The organism is Streptomyces sp. CRN 30 (assembly GCF_034105845.1).
Window position 1 is genome coordinate 1 of record NZ_JAVRHI010000446.1, and the last position, 15,569, is coordinate 15,569.

Annotated in this window: 15 protein-coding genes and 2 pseudogenes; 6 read left to right on the plus strand and 11 right to left on the minus strand. The window is 73.3% G+C overall.

Features of this window, described 5'->3' with window-relative positions; all coding sequences use genetic code 11:
- The coding region (locus UW392_RS50065; protein WP_320782078.1) for a ferric reductase-like transmembrane domain-containing protein at window positions 1-831 on the minus strand (831 nt) is incomplete at its 3' end.
- Window positions 832-997: 166 nt separating this feature from the next.
- Between UW392_RS50065 and UW392_RS50070 the strand changes: the two genes are divergently transcribed.
- Window positions 998-1,525 carry a DinB family protein gene (locus UW392_RS50070; protein ID WP_320782079.1) on the plus strand — a complete coding sequence of 176 codons (528 nt, stop codon included), beginning with the start codon at window positions 998-1,000 and terminating at the stop codon, window positions 1,523-1,525.
- A 122-nt stretch (window positions 1,526-1,647) separates the two neighbouring features.
- Here UW392_RS50070 and UW392_RS50075 read toward each other — a convergent pair whose 3' ends face one another.
- The 6 genes and pseudogenes from UW392_RS50075 to UW392_RS50100 form a co-directional block, all read right to left on the minus strand.
- Window positions 1,648-2,988 (minus strand): dicarboxylate/amino acid:cation symporter, encoded by a 1,341-nt coding sequence (locus UW392_RS50075; protein ID WP_320782080.1) that lies wholly within the window; start codon window positions 2,986-2,988, stop codon window positions 1,648-1,650.
- A gap of 109 nt (window positions 2,989-3,097) precedes the next feature.
- Window positions 3,098-3,160: pseudogene (locus UW392_RS50080) on the minus strand (putative leader peptide); the annotation flags it as partial.
- 130 nt (window positions 3,161-3,290) lie between these two features.
- A complete protein-coding gene (locus UW392_RS50085) occupies window positions 3,291-4,304 on the minus strand; it encodes a DUF2891 domain-containing protein (RefSeq protein WP_320782081.1) in 1,014 nt (337 codons plus the stop codon).
- Entirely contained in the window at window positions 4,304-4,954 is a 651-nt protein-coding gene (pcp, locus tag UW392_RS50090; protein ID WP_320782082.1) for a pyroglutamyl-peptidase I, read from the minus strand. The genes UW392_RS50085 and pcp overlap by 1 nt, the downstream gene beginning before the upstream one ends.
- Window positions 4,955-5,003: 49 nt before the next feature.
- A complete protein-coding gene (locus UW392_RS50095) occupies window positions 5,004-5,978 on the minus strand; it encodes a DUF979 domain-containing protein (RefSeq protein WP_320782083.1) in 975 nt (324 codons plus the stop codon).
- Window positions 5,975-6,694 carry a DUF969 domain-containing protein gene (locus UW392_RS50100; protein ID WP_320782084.1) on the minus strand — a complete coding sequence of 240 codons (720 nt, stop codon included), beginning with the start codon at window positions 6,692-6,694 and terminating at the stop codon, window positions 5,975-5,977. The genes UW392_RS50095 and UW392_RS50100 overlap by 4 nt, the downstream gene beginning before the upstream one ends.
- A 225-nt stretch (window positions 6,695-6,919) precedes the next feature.
- Here UW392_RS50100 and UW392_RS50105 point away from each other — a divergent pair, with 225 nt between their 5' ends.
- The 4 genes from UW392_RS50105 to UW392_RS50120 all read left to right on the plus strand — a co-directional run bounded on the left by UW392_RS50105 (window position 6,920) and on the right by UW392_RS50120 (window position 10,947).
- Window positions 6,920-7,672: a 5-oxoprolinase subunit PxpA gene (locus tag UW392_RS50105; protein WP_320782085.1), complete on the plus strand. Its 753-nt coding sequence runs from the start codon at window positions 6,920-6,922 to the stop codon at window positions 7,670-7,672.
- The gene (locus UW392_RS50110; protein WP_320782086.1) at window positions 7,669-8,385 is read left to right on the plus strand and encodes an allophanate hydrolase subunit 1; all 717 of its coding nucleotides are present in this window, start codon (window positions 7,669-7,671) and stop codon (window positions 8,383-8,385) included. Before UW392_RS50105 ends, UW392_RS50110 begins: the two co-directional genes overlap by 4 nt.
- Window positions 8,385-9,257 carry a biotin-dependent carboxyltransferase family protein gene (locus UW392_RS50115; RefSeq protein ID WP_320782087.1) on the plus strand — a complete coding sequence of 291 codons (873 nt, stop codon included), beginning with the start codon at window positions 8,385-8,387 and terminating at the stop codon, window positions 9,255-9,257. The genes UW392_RS50110 and UW392_RS50115 overlap by 1 nt, the downstream gene beginning before the upstream one ends.
- A 169-nt stretch (window positions 9,258-9,426) precedes the next feature.
- Window positions 9,427-10,947, plus strand: a complete 1,521-nt coding sequence (locus tag UW392_RS50120; protein ID WP_320782088.1) for an AMP-binding protein — start codon at window positions 9,427-9,429, stop codon at window positions 10,945-10,947.
- Between the two features lie 211 nt (window positions 10,948-11,158).
- On the opposite strand, the gene UW392_RS50125 is transcribed toward UW392_RS50120, so the two are convergent.
- From UW392_RS50125 to UW392_RS50135, 3 genes are read right to left on the minus strand one after another with little or no spacing between them, the layout of a single operon-like run.
- The gene (locus UW392_RS50125; protein WP_320782089.1) at window positions 11,159-11,431 is read right to left on the minus strand and encodes a non-oxidative hydroxyarylic acid decarboxylases subunit D; all 273 of its coding nucleotides are present in this window, start codon (window positions 11,429-11,431) and stop codon (window positions 11,159-11,161) included.
- Window positions 11,432-11,442: 11 nt separating this feature from the next.
- A complete protein-coding gene (locus tag UW392_RS50130) occupies window positions 11,443-12,867 on the minus strand; it encodes a non-oxidative hydroxyarylic acid decarboxylases subunit C (RefSeq protein ID WP_320782090.1) in 1,425 nt (474 codons plus the stop codon).
- A 30-nt stretch (window positions 12,868-12,897) separates the two neighbouring features.
- Window positions 12,898-13,494, minus strand: coding sequence for a non-oxidative hydroxyarylic acid decarboxylases subunit B (locus UW392_RS50135; protein WP_320782091.1), 597 nt, complete (start codon window positions 13,492-13,494; stop codon window positions 12,898-12,900).
- A 132-nt stretch (window positions 13,495-13,626) separates the two neighbouring features.
- Here UW392_RS50135 and UW392_RS50140 point away from each other — a divergent pair, with 132 nt between their 5' ends.
- Window positions 13,627-14,616: an AraC family transcriptional regulator gene (locus UW392_RS50140; protein WP_320782092.1), complete on the plus strand. Its 990-nt coding sequence runs from the start codon at window positions 13,627-13,629 to the stop codon at window positions 14,614-14,616.
- Here the strand turns inward: UW392_RS50140 and UW392_RS50145 are convergent.
- Window positions 14,581-15,569 (minus strand): annotated as a pseudogene (locus UW392_RS50145) (pentapeptide repeat-containing protein); the annotation flags it as partial. The gene UW392_RS50140 and the pseudogene UW392_RS50145 overlap by 36 nt on opposite strands.

The window sequence follows — 15,569 nt, forward strand, 5'->3', positions numbered from 1 at the left end:
CAGGGAGACCCCGCCCCGGCGGCCGGGCGCGCCGAGCCGCTCGGCGGGCCGGGCCGGCCGCAGCAGCCGCAGCAGGAGCAGTACGGCGACGGGGAGTTGCAGCAGCCACAGCACGGTGCGGGGCCATTCGCCGTACCAGACGTTGGTGCCGTACAGCAGGGTGTGCCAGACGCTCAGCACGTACACGACGATCACGAACCGGTGCAGCCGGCGCCAGGTGTTCGCGCCGATGCGGTGCCGGACGTAGAACAGCAGTCCGAGCGGGATGGCCAGGTAGAGGGCGCCCTGGCCGATCGGGATGGCGATCCGCCCGGTGCCGGAGTCGTACCAGCCCGGCACGAAGCTGTCCGCGAAGGCCACCCACAGCCGCTGCAGCCACGCCACCTCGGTCTCGTAGCGGACCAGTTCCGCCGCGAACATCAGGGCGTGGGCGAACATCAGGGCCGTCGTGGTGAGGCTCGTGGTGCGGTGCCAGCGTTCCAGGGTCTGCCGGGAAACCGGCAGCCGGGCGGGACGCGGCCCGGACAGCAGCAGCCCGAGCATGACCGTCCCCCACGCCCACAGCAGGGCCGACCAGCCGAACGCCTGGCTGAGCAGGTACATCCAGTACGTGCCGGGGTCGTCCATGAACGGCATGACGGCGACCGTCGCCGAGGTGCCCGACTCCATGCGGACGTACAGGAACCAGAACACGGCGGCCGTGACGCCCACGGCCGCGGCGGCGTCGGGCAGGGCGGCCCGCAGGTCACCGCGCAGCGTGACGCGGTCCTTGGGGCGTCTCTCCCGCACGACGGGCGCGCCGTCCTCGTCCGGTGTCGCGTCGGACAGCATCCGCTGGGCCTCCCGGGGCGGGAACCGGCCACCCGCAAGTGGCGCGTGGGTCGTGGGAGGCTCAAGTGTGGCCGCACGGAACGGAGTTCGCACAGGCACGAACCGGCCACGAGAGGCTTGGCGAAATCGCCTGGCGGCCTGCTCGGCGGTGTGCGAGTGTCGCCCGGTGCACACCTCTCGCAGCGCCCTCCTCGCCTGGCAGTCCGACCTGACGTGGTCGCTCTTCGCCTACCACCTGAAACGTCTGGAACCCGACGACTTCCTGTGGGAGCCGGCCGCACACTGCTGGACCGTGCGGCGGGACGCCGACGGACGGTGGGTGCCGGACTGGGCGGAGACCGAACCGGACCCCGTCCCCGTGCCGACCGCCGGCTGGGTGAGCTGGCACCTGGGGTGGTGGCTGGGCGTGACCCTCGACCACCTCGTGGGACGGCCGCCGCGCGAGCGGACGGACGTCGCGTGGCCGGGTCCGGGAGGGGCGACCGTCGACTGGCTGCGGGGTCTGCGCCAGGAGTGGTCGGAGGTGCTGGGCGGCCTCACCGACGACGATCTCGACCGGGCCGCCACGTTCCCCTGGCCACAGGACGGCGAGCACACGGTCGCCCACATGCTCGCCTGGGCGAACGCCGAGCTGATGAAGAACGTGGCGGAGATCGGTCAGTTGAGGCTGGCGCGGGCCGCATCGCGCGTCTGAGGACGGCAGGGGGCGGCAAGGAACGGCGGCAGGCAACAAAAACCGCACGCGGCCCCCGCCCGGCCCGTGGGCCGGTGCGGGTGCCGCGTGCGGTCGGTGCGCGTGCGGTCGGCGCGTGTGCGTCAGGCCGAGACCGGTACCCGGTCGGACTCCTGCTGCGGCTCCGACTCGGGCTCCGGCTCGTCCAGCGGCGAGCTGTGCGCCCGGTCGTAGGCCTTGCGGTCGAGCAGGCCCTCGCGGGCGGAGACCAGGACCGGCACGAGCGCCTGACCGGCGACGTTGGTCGCGGTGCGCATCATGTCCAGGATCGGGTCGATCGCGAGGAGCAGGCCGACGCCCTCCAGGGGCAGACCGAGGGTGGAGAGGGTGAGGGTCAGCATGACCGTCGCGCCGGTGAGGCCGGCCGTGGCGGCGGAACCGACCACCGACACGAACGCGATCAGCAGGTAGTCGCCGACGCCCAGCTGGACGTCGAAGATCTGGGCGATGAAGATCGCGGCGAGCGCGGGGTAGATGGCCGCGCAGCCGTCCATCTTGGTCGTCGCGCCGAACGGCACGGCGAAGGACGCGTACTCCTTCGGGACGCCGAGGCGCTCGGTGACCTTCTGGGTCACCGGCATCGTGCCCACCGAGGAGCGGGAGACGAAGGCCAGCTGGATGGCGGGCCAGGCGCCCTTGAAGAACTGGACCGGGCTGAGCTTGGCCACACCGGCGAGCAGCGCCGGGTAGACCACGAACAGGACGAGCGCGCAGCCGATGTAGACGTCGGCGGTGAAGGTGGCGTACTTGCCGATCAGGTCCCAGCCGTAGGTGGCGATGGCCCGGCCGATGAGGCCGACGGTGCCGAGCGGCGCGAGGCGGATGACCCACCACAGGGCCTTCTGGAGCAGTTCGAGGACCGACTCGCTCAGGCTGAGGATCGGCTGGGCCTTGTCGCCGAGCTGGAGGGCGGCGATACCGGCGACGACGGCCATGAAGACGATCTGCAGCACGTTCAGCTCGGTGAACGGGGTGATCACGTCGGTCGGCACGATGCCGGTCAGGAAGTCGATCCAGGAGCCGCTGCCCTCCGGCTTCGCGCCGTCGGCCGGCGTGAGTCCGGTACCCGCGCCGGGGTTGGTGACCAGGCCTATGACGATGCCGATGGCCACCGCGATCAGCGAGGTGATCATGAACCAGAGGAGGGTGCGCGTGGCCAGCCGGGCCGCGTTGGTGACCTTCCGGAGGTTGGTGATCGAGACCAGGATCGCGAAGAAGACGAGCGGGGCGACGGCCAGCTTCAGCAGGCCGACGAAGGTGCCGCCGATCTTGTCGAGGGTCGTCACCAGCCAGGACAGGTCCTGGCTGCGGGCGAGCCAGCCGAGCAGGACACCCAGCACCAGACCGGCGACGATCTGGGCCCAGAAGGGGAACTTGAGGCCTCTGGAGGCCTCGGGGGACTTCGTGTTCGCAGACACGGACATGCTCCGTTGGGGACGCGCGGGTAAGCGGGTGAGTGGTGCTCGAGAGCGGCGGCCCCCGGCAGAGCGGGTCAGCAGCACCGCCGCGGCATGACGTCGGAGGTGACCGGCGTCAGGGACTACAGGTCGCGGACGTGGAGCGACACAGGTCCACATGCAGGCGCGCCACGAGGAGCGGGACACTCCTGGGCATGGCGGGCGCGGCTGCTGACTTCACCCGTTGACCTTAACACTTCAACTTTGGACACCCCAAAGCCTTGCTTTGACAGGCGGCCGGTCGTCACCACCCGCACATGCGCAGCTCCTCAGTGTTGCGCGTACGGGTCGAGGGCCAGTACGGCGAAGGTGGCCAGCCAGTGGTCGGTGGTGAAGTCGCCGCTGTCCACGGCGGGCAGGCCCGCCGCGAGGTGCGCCTCGGCCGCCTCGGCCAGGCGGGTGCGCACCGGCCCGTCCGGCAGCGCTCCGGCGATCGGGCGCAGCGCGGCCGACCGGCTGAGGGTCAGCCCGAGCAGGTGGCCGATCTGCGGGTCGGCGGGGTCGGAGACGACCGGCACCTCCAGCGGCGGGCAGGGGGCGCCGGAGCGCAGCGCGGGCAGGAAGCGGTCGAGCCACCGCGCGAACTCCTCCCCCGTGAGCACCCTGCGCATCGCGTCGGCCTCGCTCAGCGCCGGGGACAGGAAGTCCTGCCCCGAGGGTTCCCAGTGCGCGGGCGCGTCGTGGTCGCCGTCGAACCAGGTCAGCAGGCGTTCCCGGACGGCCCGGTCGGTCGCGGTGGACAGCTCCCCCGCGTCGAGCAGCAGCCCGAGCGCGAAGGCGCTGTTGGGGTGGTTCCCGTGGCGTACGGGATAGGTGGCCTTCGGCAGCCAGTCGGCCAGGAGCCGGTCGACGGCGGCGACGGCCGGGGTGAGGGCCTCGGTCCAGCGGGCGCCCGCCGCTCCCCCGTACGCCCGGCACTCGGCGGCGAGCGCGACCAGCCAGGCCCAGCCGTAGGGCCGCTCGAAGGAGGGGCGGTCGAGGAGGTAGGCGGCCTCCACGGCGAGGTTGCCGGGGGTCAGGTGCCGGTCGAGCGCCTCGACGTACGGCGCGGTGTCCGCGAGCGCGGGCGTGGAGCCGTGGCGGCGCAGCAGCCGGACGAGCAGCCAGTGCATGTGTACCGAGGAGTGCCAGTCGTAGGCCCCGTAGAAGGCCGGGTGCAGGGTGCTGGGCCGCGTCGGCTCGTCCGGCGAGGTGGTCAGGTGCGCGGGGAAGTTGGGGTACTCGCGCGTGATGTTGGCGAGGGCGAGCCGGGCGAAGGGTGCCGCGTACGCGGTGAGCGGCATCAGTGGGTGGCTCCCTCGGTGACCTTGAGGTCCTGCTCGGCGGGGGTGCGGGCGGCGGCGGTGAGCAGGGCGCGCAGTCCGTGGGCCACGGTGGCGGGCGGCAGGGCCGGGGCGGTGCCGTCGGTGACCTGCTCGGGCGCCCAGGGGACGTGCACGAAGCCGCCCCTGAGGTGCGGGAACTCGGTGGCCATGAGGTGGCCGAGGCCGTACGCGAGGTGGTTGCAGACGAAGGTGCCGGCGGTGTTCGAGACGGCGGCCGGGACGCCGGCCTCGCGCATCGCGGCGACGCAGGTCTTGACGGGGAGGGTGGAGAAGTAGGCGGCGGGGCCGCCGGGGACCACCGGCTCGTCGATGGGCTGGTTGCCCGCGTTGTCGGGGATGCGGGCGTCGTCGACGTTGATGCCGACGCGCTCGACGGTGACGCCGGGGCGGCCGCCCGCCTGGCCCAGACAGAGGACCAGGTCGGGGGTGGAGTCCCGGATGGCGTCCCGCAGCGCGTCGAGGGACTCGCCGAAGACGCAGGGCAGCTCGGCGGCGGTGACCGTGAGTCCGGCGGGCGGCTCCGCGGCGACGAGGGAGGCCGCCTGCCAGGACGGGTTGACGCGCTCGCCGCCGAAGGGGGCGAAGCCGGTGATGAGGACGCGGGTCATGGCACTTCCTTACGAGGGTGGTGGCGGGCGGGCCGGTCTCCCGACGGGCTCAGAAGGCGAAGACCGCCATGATCACGGTGCAGCAGACGAGGAGCGCGAGCGCCGTCGGGATCTGCGCCTTGATCGGGCCGTACTGGTCCTTCAGCTCCAGCAGCGTGGCCGGGACGATGTTGAAGTTGGCGGCCATGGGCGTGCAGAGCGTGCCGCAGAAGCCGGCCAGCATGCCGATGGCGAGGATGGCCGGGGCGTTGCCGTTCATCTGCTCGACGAGGATGGGCCAGCCGATCGCCGCGGTCATCACGGGGAAGGCGGCGAAGGCGTTGCCCATGATCACGGTGAAGAGGTACATGCCGACGCAGTACGCGATCACGGCGAGGTACTTGGAGTTCTCCGGCAGGACGCTGTTCACGATGTCCCCGACCTGGGTGCCGACACCGGCCAGCGCGAAGATCGAGCCGAGCACGGCGAGGAGCTGGGGCAGCAGCAGGGCGGAGCCCATCGCCTCCAGCATGGAGCGGCCGGAGTGCAGCGGGACGGAGACCTTCTTCTCGCCGGTGACCAGCATGCCGATGACGAGGGCGGCGATGCATCCGACGCCGAGCCCGAGCAGCGTCGCCTGGCCCTCCTGGAACAGGCCGGAGTCGTCGAGCACCGCCGCGCAGACGATGGCGACGACGGGGATCGTCAGGGCCGGGATGAAGATCTTGCTGCCGAGCCGGGTCGCGGAAGCCTCGCGCTGCTCACCGGTGGTGGTCACCGGGACGCCCTTGCCGAGGAAGTTGAACCCGGCGAGCACGATGAGGGCGAGGACGGCGACGCCGAGCGGTTCGGCGGGCACGGTCCAGCCGCCGGTGCCCTTCGAGGCGTTCACGACGCCGGTGCCGTAGGGGAAGGTCACCCCGAGCAGGCCCCAGAACGCGGCGGACGTCCACCGCTTGGGGTTGGTGCGGTCGGCCGCCATCTGCACGGCCATCACGACGAAGACGAGGCCCACCAGCCAGTAGAGCCATTCGACCTTGATCACTTGTCGGCCCCCTTCGGCAGCGGCAGCTCGTTCTCGGCGGCGGCGAGCGCCATCTCGCGCTCCAGCTGCTTGTCCAGGAGCAGCAGGCGGGAGCCGTGGATGAAGAAGGCGCAGACGGCGAGCGGGATCGCCCACAGGGCCAGCTCGATCGGCTCGATGTGCTGCTGGTAGGTCGAGTTCACGAAGCCGGTGATCAGGAGGATGGAGCCGATGGCGAGGAAGCAGTCCTCACCGAAGAACAGGCCCACGGTGTCCGACGACGCGGAGTAGGACCGCACCTTCTCGCGCAGCCGGTCGGGCAGCTTGGCGCCCGCGGTGCGCTCGGCGGCGGCCTCGGCCATGGGGGCGACGAGGGGCCGCACGGTCTGCGCGGGGCCGCCGATGCTGTTGAGGCCGAAGGCCGCGGTGACCTGGCGGACGAGCAGGTAGACGGTGAGGAAGCGGCCGGCGCTGAGCTTGCCGAGGCGGCCGATGAGGTTGCGGGCCTGCTCACGGAGGCCGTAGCGCTCCAGGAGGCCGATCACCGGGAGCACGATGGCGAAGACGGTGACCGAGCGGCTGTCGGCGAAGGCCTGGCCGAAGGCCGCGAGGACCTCCAGCGGGGACAGCTTGCCGAGCAGTCCGGTGACGATACCGGCGACACCCACCACGAGGACGGGGTTGCGGCGCGTGACGAATCCGAGGATCACCACGACCACGCCGAGGAGAACGATCATGCGGTGGCCTTCTTCAGGCGGGAGGGGGCGAAGCGCCAGGAATGGTACGGAATCCAGGGTTCCAGATCCGTGGAAGATACACGGACCCTAGGGGATCGTTCAACGATCGAACAAGGGGTGTATTCAATTCATCGCGAGCACTACGAAGAGCCACCGGAAGGTCACGCCAGGAGGGGCGGAATCACCCTCTTGTCGGATCGTTCAACAATCGTCTACGTTCGGATCGTGATCGATCTCAACGCAGACCTCGGTGAAGGCTTCGGCCGCTGGACCCTCACCGACGACGACGTCCTGCTCTCCGTCGTCACCAGCGCCAACGTCGCCTGCGGCTTCCACGCCGGCGACCCCGTCGTGATGCGCCGCGTCTGCGACCTGGCCGCCGAGCGCGGGGTGCGGATCGGCGCGCAGGTGTCGTACCGCGACCTGGCCGGCTTCGGGCGGCGCGCCATGGACGTGCCCGCCGACGAGCTGGCCGCCGAGGTGGCGTACCAGATCGGGGCGCTCAGGGTCTTCGCCGAGGCGGCCGGGGCCGAGGTGGCCTACGTCAAGCCGCACGGCGCCCTCTACAACCGCACCGTCCACGACGACGAGCAGGCCCGTGCCGTGGTGGCGGGCGTCCGGCTGGCGGGCGGCACGCTGCCCGTGCTCGGCCTGCCCGGGTCACGGCTGCTCGACGCCGCCCGGGACGCGGGGCTCACCGGCGTCCCGGAGGCCTTCGCCGACCGCGCGTACACCCCCCAGGGCACGCTCGTGTCCCGGCGCGAGCCCGGCTCCGTGGTGCACGACGAGGACACGGTGGTACGGCGGGCGCTGGCCTTCGCGGTGGACGGTACGGTCGAAGCCGTGGACGGCACGCCCGTCGCGGTCGCCCCCCGCTCCCTGTGCGTGCACGGCGACACCCCGGGCGCGGCCCGGATCGCGGTACGGGTGCGCGAGGCGCTGCAGGCGGCCGGAGTCGAGGTCGGGGCGTTCGCATGACGGAGAACAGAGCGGCGAGAGCGACCGGGGTCACCCCCGGCACCGCGACCGGGACGACCTCCGGCGGCGCCACTGGGGGCACGCTCCTGGACGTGCGCCCTGCCGGTCGTCACGCGCTGCTCGTCGAGTTCCCGGACGCCGAGCGCACCGGGGCCTTCCACGCCGAACTGCTGCGCCGGCGCGCGGCGGGCGCCCTGCCGCCCGTGGAGGAGATCGTGCCGGGCGCCAGGACCGTCCTGCTGGACGGGGTGCGGGACCCGGAGGCGCTGGCCCGCCGGCTGGCCGAGTGGGACGCGCCGGCGCGGACCGCGGGCGACGGGGACGCCGTGGAGATACCCGTGCGCTACGACGGACCGGACCTGGCCGACGTCGCCGCCCTGTGGGGCATCGCTCCCGAGGAGGTCGCCGCCCGGCACTCCTCGTACACCTACCGCGTCGCCTTCTGCGGCTTCGCCCCCGGTTTCGGCTACCTCACCGGGATGCCCGCCGACCTGCACGTGCCGCGCCGCGCCACCCCGCGCACCCGGGTGCCGGCCGGGGCCCTCGCGCTCGCCGGCCCGTACAGCGCCGTCTACCCGCGCGCCACGCCGGGCGGCTGGCATCTGATCGGCACCATGCCCGACCCGGCACCGCTGTGGGACCTCGGCCGGGAGCAGCCCGCGCTCCTCACGCCGGGCACGCGGGTGCGCTTCGTGGCGACGGAGGGCGCGTGATGACCACCGTCAGCCTCACCGTCGTCCGCGCGGGCGCTCTCACCACCGTGCAGGACGCGGGCCGCCGCGGCCACGCCCACCTGGGGGTCCCGCGCTCCGGCGCGCTGGACGCGCCCGCGCTGCGGCTCGCCAACCGGCTCCTCGGCAACGAGCCCGACGCCGCCGTCCTGGAGACCACCCTCACCGGCTGCGCCCTGCGGCCCGACCGCGACGTCACCGTCGTGGTGGGCGGCGCCCCCTGCCCCGTGACGGTGGACGGGCGGCCGGTGGCCTGGGGCGCGCCCGTACGGGTGCCCGCGGGTGCCGTCCTGGACGCCGGCGCGGTGACCGCGGGCGTCCGCTCGTACCTGGCCGTCGCCGGGGGCGTCGCCGCCGAACCGGTGCTCGGCAGCCGCTCCGCCGACCTGCTCTCCGGGCTCGGCCCGGCCCCCCTGCGCGACGGCGACGTGCTCCCGGTGGGCTCGACGGGCACCCCCGTGCCGCCCACGGCCCTGCCGGTCGCCGCCCCCTGGCCGGCACCGCCCGCCGAACTGGTCCTCCCCGTGCGCCCCGGTCCCCGCGCCGACTGGTTCACCCCGGCGGCGCTGCGCGCCTTCACCTCGGCGGCCTACCGGGTCTCCCCGCACAGCAACCGCGTCGGCCTGCGCACCGAGGGCCCCGCCCTGGAGCGCGCCTCGACGGGTGAGCTGCCCAGCGAGGGCATGGTCCTGGGCGCGGTCCAGGTACCGCCGGACGGACGCCCGGTGGTGTTCCTCCACGACCACCCGACGACGGGCGGCTACCCGGTGATCGGCGTCGTCGCGGAGTCCGCCCTCGCGGCGGCGGCCCAGGCCGCCGTCGGCACTCCCCTGCGCTTCACGCTCGGCGGGTGACGGGGGGCGGGGAGGAGCCGGTTCTGCGGCGTCCGGTGGGCCACCGCGTTCCCGGCGCACGCGCGAACGCCTCCCCCGCCCCCGGCTGTGCCATGCTCCGTGTGACCTCGGGGTACAGCCGGAAGTCCTCCACCGGGAGGTCCGGGGACCCCCACCGGGAGGTGCTGTCATGTACTACCCGCTGACCGTCCGCGACTTCCTCGACCGTGCGGCCCACGTCTTTCCGGACCGGGTCGCCGTGGTCGACGAACCGGACCAGCCGGCGCCGGGTCTGGGCACGCTGACGTACGGGGAACTGGCGGCGCTCGCCCGGGCGCAGGCCGCCCGGCTGGACGAGCTGGGAGTTCCCGTGGGCGGCCGGGTGGCCGTGGTGTCGCAGAACTCGGCGCGGTTGCTGACCTCGTTCTTCGGTGTCTCGGGCTGGGGCCGCGTGCTGGTGCCGGTCAACTTCCGGCTCACCCGGGACGAGATCGGCTACATCGTCCGGCACTCGGGCGCCTCGGTCGTCCACGTGGACCCGTCCTGCGCGGGCGTGCTCGACACCCTCGACGTACCCCACACGTTCGTGCTCGGCGAGGACGGGGACGAGGGGCTGTTCCGCCACGGCGTCGCGCCTCGGGAGTGGGAGCGGCCGGACGAGGGCGCGACCGCGACGGTCAACTACACGTCGGGGACCACCGCCCGCCCCAAGGGGGTGCGGCTGACGCACCGTGCCCTGTGGCTGAACGCGACCGTGTTCGGTCTGCACACCACGATCGGTGACCGCGACGTCTACCTGCACACGCTGCCGATGTTCCATGCCAACGGGTGGGGCATGCCGTACGTGGTCACGGGCGTCGGCGGCCGGCACGTCGTGCTGCGCCAGGTCGACGGCGCGGAGATCCTGCGCCGGGTCGAGGAGCACGGGGTCACGCTGCTGTGCGCGGCGCCCGCCGTGCTGAACTCCGTGCTCGACGCGGCGGCAGGCTGGGACGGCGAGATCCCCGGCCGCGGCCGGGTCCGCGTCGTCTGCGCGGGCGCACCGCCCCCGACCCGCATGATCGAGCGCGTGCTGGAGGTGCTGGGCTGGGAGTTCATCCAGATCTACGGGCTCACCGAGACCTCACCGCTGGTCACGGTCAACCGCGCCCGCGCCGAGTGGGACGGCCTGGGGAGCGCCGAGCGGGCCCGGCGGCTCGGCCGGGCGGGGGTGCCCGCGCTCGGCGTACGGGTGGCCGTGGACGCCGAGGGCGAGGTGCTCACCGCGTCGAACCACAATCTGGAGGGCTACTGGAACCAGCCGGAGGAGACCGCGGCGGCGCAGGCGGGCGGCTGGTTCCACACCGGGGACGGCGGGCACCTCGACGACGAGGGCCACCTGGTGATCACCGACCGCAAGAAGGACGTCATCATCTCGGGCGGCGAGAACGTCTCGTCGATCGAGGTGGAGGACGTGCTGACGGCGCATCCGGCCGTACGGGAGGCGGCGGTCATCGGGATCCCGGACGAGCGGTGGGGCGAGCTGGTCCTGGCGCTGGTCGTCACCGACGGTACGGACGTCACCGCCGAGGAGCTGATCGCGCACTGCCGGACCCGCCTCGCCGGGTTCAAGACGCCGAAGCGGGTCGACCTCGTCGCGTCGCTGCCGCGCACCGCGACCGGGAAACTGCAGAAGTTCCGGCTGCGCGAGCCGTTCCGCACCGCCGAATGAGATTGCCCTCCCCGGGGACGCGGAAGGGCCCCGCCTCGACCGAGGCGGGGCCCTTCACCGGAGCGCCGGGCAGGCCTTGCACCTGCACCTCCCCGCAGGAAGCGGGACGTCTTTCCTTGGACCACCGACGCACAGCCTGCCGACCGTGGTTCCGGCGGCGAGCTCATGATCATCGTACCGCATCCGCGGACGCCCGCGGACGGCCGCCGTGTCAGTGACCCGCGGGACGGGGGACGAGCGGCGGTACCGTCGGCACCTCGATGGCCGCGGCGATGTCCGCCGCCGTCATGCGGAACCCGACGGGGTACGCCTCGCGCCGGGTGCGGCGGGCGGGTTCGGTGGAGCGCCACATGTACAGGCACCGGGCGCACCGGAAGACCTGCCAGACGCCGGGCACGGGCGAGTCCGCGACCGTGGTGAGGGCGTCGTGCTCGCAACGCGGGCACACGGTGGGGAGGGCCCGGTCGTCGTGCTGTTCGGTCATGGGGGTTCCTTTCAGCGGTTCGCCAGCAGCGTGCGGAGCCGCTCGGTCCATGCGGCGGTCTCGGGCAGGTCCTTGACGGGGGTGCCGAAGTTCCCGCGGACGTCGGGAGCGACGGGCGTCGTGGCGTCGATGATCATCTTGCTGGTGACACCGGCCGGCTGGGCGGCGGGGGCGAGCTCGACCACCGACAGGTTGGGGAGGATCAGCACGTCCTCCTTGGGGTCGACCTTGGCGGACTGGGCCCACATCACCTGCGGCAGGTCGAAGGGGTCGACGTCCTCGTCCACGAGGATGACCTGGCTGACGTAACCGAGGCCGTGCGGTGTGGTCATGGCGCGCATGCCGACCGCCTTGGCGAAACCGCCGTACCGCTTGGCGGTGGAGATGATGACCAGCAGTCCGTGCGTGTACATGGCGTTGACGGCCCGTACCTCGGGGAACTCCGCGCGGAGCTGCTTGAGCAGCGGCACGGAGGTGTTGGGGCCGACCAGGTAGTCGCACTCGGTCCAGGGCATGCCCAGGTAGAGGGACTCGAAGACGGGGCGCGTGCGGTAGGAGACGCGCTCGACGCGGATGACGGGCATGCGCCGGCCGCCCGAGTAGTGGCCGGTGAACTCGCCGAACGGGCCCTCGATCCGCCGTACCCGCGACTCGATGACGCCCTCGATCACCACCTCGGCACCCCAGGGGACGTCGTAGCCGGTGTGCGGGGCGGTCGTGATCGGGTACGGGGCGCCGCGCAGGGCGCCGGCCATCTCGTACTCCGACTGGTCGTAGGCCAGGGGCATCCCGGCGACGATCGGGATCACCGGGTCGTTGCCGAGGGTGATCGCCACCGGCAGGTCCTCGCCCCGCTCCTCGGCGACGCGCAGGTGCTTGGCGATGTCGTGCACGGGGACGGGCTGGATGGCCAGCCGGTCGCGTCCGACGACCTCCATCCGGTACGTGCCGAGGTTCTGCTTGCCGAAGTGGTCGGGGTCCTCGGGGTCGCGGGAGACCACGGCGGCCTTGTCGAGGTAGAAGCCGCCGTCACCGTCGTTGAGGCGGAAGAGGGGCAGGACGTCGAAGAGGTCCACGTCCTCGCCGGTGACGGTGTTCTCCTGCCAGGGCGCGTCCGCGCGGCGCTCCGGCGCGACGGGGAAGGCGTCCCAGCGGCGGGCGAACTCCTCCACCTGCTCCCGCGCCGAAGTGCCCTTGGGCAGTCCGAGCGCGAGGGCGTGGTTGGCCCAGGAGCCGTGGACGTTCATGGCGATACGGGCGTCGGTGAAGCCCTTGACCCGGTCGAACCACAGGGCCGGCGCCCCCTCGCCGATGCGTCCGGCGGCGTTGGCGGCGGCCGCGATGTCGGGCTCCGGCAGCACCTCGTCGGGGATGCGCAGCAGCTGCCCCTCCTTCTCCAGGGTGTCGAGGAACGAGCGGAGGTCGTCGTACGGCATGGGTGGTGGTGTCTCCTTGCGTGCGGCGCGTCAGGACGCGCGTCGTGCGTCGTCGCGGCGGGCGGCGCCCAGACCGGCCCACCGCCGTGCGCCCGGTGCGGGCAGGTCCAGCTGGTCGAGGACGCGGGAGACGATGTGCTCCACGACGTCGTCGACCGAGGCCGGGTGGTTGTAGAAGGCGGGCATGGGCGGGACGATGCGCACCCCCATGCGGGCGAGGGCGAGCATGTTCTCCAGGTGGATCTCGCTCAGCGGGGTCTCCCGGGGGACCAGGACCAGCGGCCGGCGCTCCTTCAGGGTGACGTCCGCGGCCCGGCCGACGAGCCCGTCCGCGTAACCGGCGCGGATGCCGGCCAGTGTCTTCATGGAGCACGGGACGACCACCATGGCGTGGGTGCGGAAGGAACCCGAGGAGATGGTCGCGCCCTGGTCCTCGGGCGGGTGCACCACGTCGGCCAGCGCGCCGACCTCCCGTGCGGTGCGGCCGGTCTCCAGCTCGACGGTGGACCGCGCCCAGCGGCTCATCACCAGGTGGGTCTCCACCTCGGGCAGCTCGGCGAGCCGCTCCAGCAGCCGCACCCCGAACGGAGCCCCGGTGGCCCCCGTCATCCCCACGATCACCCGCACGGCGCACCTGCTCCTTTTCGGTCAGCTCCCGGTCCGTTCACCCTTCACGCTAGGAGCCGTCACCGGCACGGAGCGGTACGCTGGCGACAGCTGATGGGGAGAAACGGACACGCAGAGGGCCGGGCGGGAAGCATGGCGCACCACGGGAACGGCGAGCGGCCGGCCCGGAACGGCCCACCGGGCGGCGTCACGATCACCGAGGTCGCCTACCGGCCCTCGCTCGGCGCGCCCCTCGGCATGGACGTGGTGGACTTCGCGGAGCTGCGGGCGCGTGGCCGGCGCCGCGGCATCGACCTGTCCGGTCCGCAGCGCCCGGCCTTCCACCACCTCGTCCACCTCCACCCGGACTCCGCGCCGCTGCCCCACACGGTGGACTTCACCCGGCACCTCGTCCCGCCGGGCGGCTGGCTGTGGGTGCGGCCGGGACAGGTGCACCAGTACGCGGCCGAGCTCGAGGAGCCGGGGAGCGGCGCCGACGGTGTCCTCGTGATCTGGCGCCCCGGCTTCGTACCGGACGAACCCCCGGACGTGCCGGGCCCGGTGGTACCGGACGGCCCGCACACCCGGATGGTCGGCCTGGCCCTGGACCACCTGGTCACCGAGTACGACGATCTGGGCGCGCTGCCCCTGGAGGCGCACAACCGGACCCTGCGGATGCTGCTCTCCGTGCTGCTCCTGCGGCTGGCCCACGCGTCCTCGCCGGCCGCCCCGGCCGCCGCCGGGCCCGCCACGGACGGCCCCTACCACCGCTTCCGGGACGCCGTGGAACGCGACTTCGCCCGCACCCACCGGGTCGGCGACTACGCGACGGCGCTCGGCTACAGCACGCGCACCCTCACCCGGGCCGTCCACGCGGCCACCGGCTCCACCGCCAAGGCGTTCCTCGACGCGCGCATCGTCCTGGAGGCCAAGCGCCTCCTGCTCCACACCGACCTCGCCTCGGCGGACGTGGCCCGCCACCTCGGCTTCGCGGACCCCAGCGACTTCAGCAAGTTCTTCCGCAGGCACGACGGGCGCACCCCGCTGGCCTTCCGCTCGGCCGCCCGCGGGACGTCGGACGGCCGGGCGGCCGGGGACGGCCGGGGGTCAGGCGCCGGGCAGCAGCAATCCGGCCGGCGGTGACGGGAGCAACGGGACCAGGTCGTCCGGTACCTCCCCGCGCGCCCGGGAGAGGTCGACCGTGCCCCCCGCGAACTCCGCCTTGGCGAAGCCGACCGTCGCGCCGCCGAACACCGCGCCGTCGAAGGTGACCGTGCCGCCCGCGAACTCCGCCTTGTCGAAGCCCACCGTGCCGGCGCCGAACACCGCGCCGTCGAAACTCACGGCGCCACCGGAGAAGTGCGCGCCCGAGAAGCCGACGGTGCCGCCGGCGAACACCGCACCGTCGAACGTCACCGCGCCGGCCGGGAAGTGCGCGCCGTCGAAGGCGACCGTGCCGCCGGCGAACACCGCTCCCCGGAAGTCACCGGCGTCGAAGGTGGCGGCGGTGAAGTCGAGGTTGTGGTGCTGCCAGGAGTGCGGATGGTCGGCGGGGAGGCGCAGGTGGTCACGGATCAGTCGGACGATGGTGTGGCGGACCTCCCGGGCGGCCAGCTGCGTGTGCCGGGCCGCGGTGTCGCCCGGCGGCAGGCCGGCCGCGGGGACGGAGGGCAGGCGCAGGTAGGCGCAGAGGACGTCGATGCAGGTCTGGCGGAGCGCGCGGTTGGGGGCGCCGTCGGCGAGGCCGGCCAGGGCGTAGACGCCGCCCAGGCGTATGGCGGCGGGCTCCTCGCCGAGCTGGGAGACGGCGGCGGTGAAGCGGTGGGTGTGCAGGCGCAGCCAGGTGGCCTCGTGCAGGGCGTCGCTCTTGGCCTCCGCGCGCAGCGCCAGCAGCGCCTGGGCCACCTCCGCCATGGCGTCCGGGGAGAGGGTGCGGGCCGCCTCGCGGAGCACCTGCCGCGCCTTCGCCGAGTCGCCCTCCCGCTCGTGGCGGCCCGCCAGCGCGGCGACGTCCGCGGGGGAACGCGCCCCGGAACCCTCGGTGCGCTGGCCCGGCACCGGGCTCTCCCGCACGGTCCGCGGCCGCCCGTCGCCCC

Excerpts from the sequence above, each read along its gene's own strand:
- UW392_RS50075 (WP_320782080.1), bottom strand. The coding sequence starts at position 2,988 with ATGTCCGTGTCTGCGAACACGAAGTCCCCCGAGGCCTCCAGAGGCCTC.
- UW392_RS50085 (WP_320782081.1), bottom strand. The coding sequence starts at position 4,304 with ATGCCGCTCACCGCGTACGCGGCACCCTTCGCCCGGCTCGCCCTCGCC.
- pcp (WP_320782082.1), bottom strand. The coding sequence starts at position 4,954 with ATGACCCGCGTCCTCATCACCGGCTTCGCCCCCTTCGGCGGCGAGCGC.
- UW392_RS50100 (WP_320782084.1), bottom strand. The coding sequence starts at position 6,694 with ATGATCGTTCTCCTCGGCGTGGTCGTGGTGATCCTCGGATTCGTCACG.
- UW392_RS50110 (WP_320782086.1), top strand. The coding sequence starts at position 7,669 with ATGACGGAGAACAGAGCGGCGAGAGCGACCGGGGTCACCCCCGGCACC.
- UW392_RS50115 (WP_320782087.1), top strand. The coding sequence starts at position 8,385 with ATGACCACCGTCAGCCTCACCGTCGTCCGCGCGGGCGCTCTCACCACC.
- UW392_RS50120 (WP_320782088.1), top strand. The coding sequence starts at position 9,427 with ATGTACTACCCGCTGACCGTCCGCGACTTCCTCGACCGTGCGGCCCAC.
- UW392_RS50125 (WP_320782089.1), bottom strand. The coding sequence starts at position 11,431 with ATGACCGAACAGCACGACGACCGGGCCCTCCCCACCGTGTGCCCGCGT.
- UW392_RS50130 (WP_320782090.1), bottom strand. The coding sequence starts at position 12,867 with ATGCCGTACGACGACCTCCGCTCGTTCCTCGACACCCTGGAGAAGGAG.
- UW392_RS50140 (WP_320782092.1), top strand. The coding sequence starts at position 13,627 with ATGGCGCACCACGGGAACGGCGAGCGGCCGGCCCGGAACGGCCCACCG.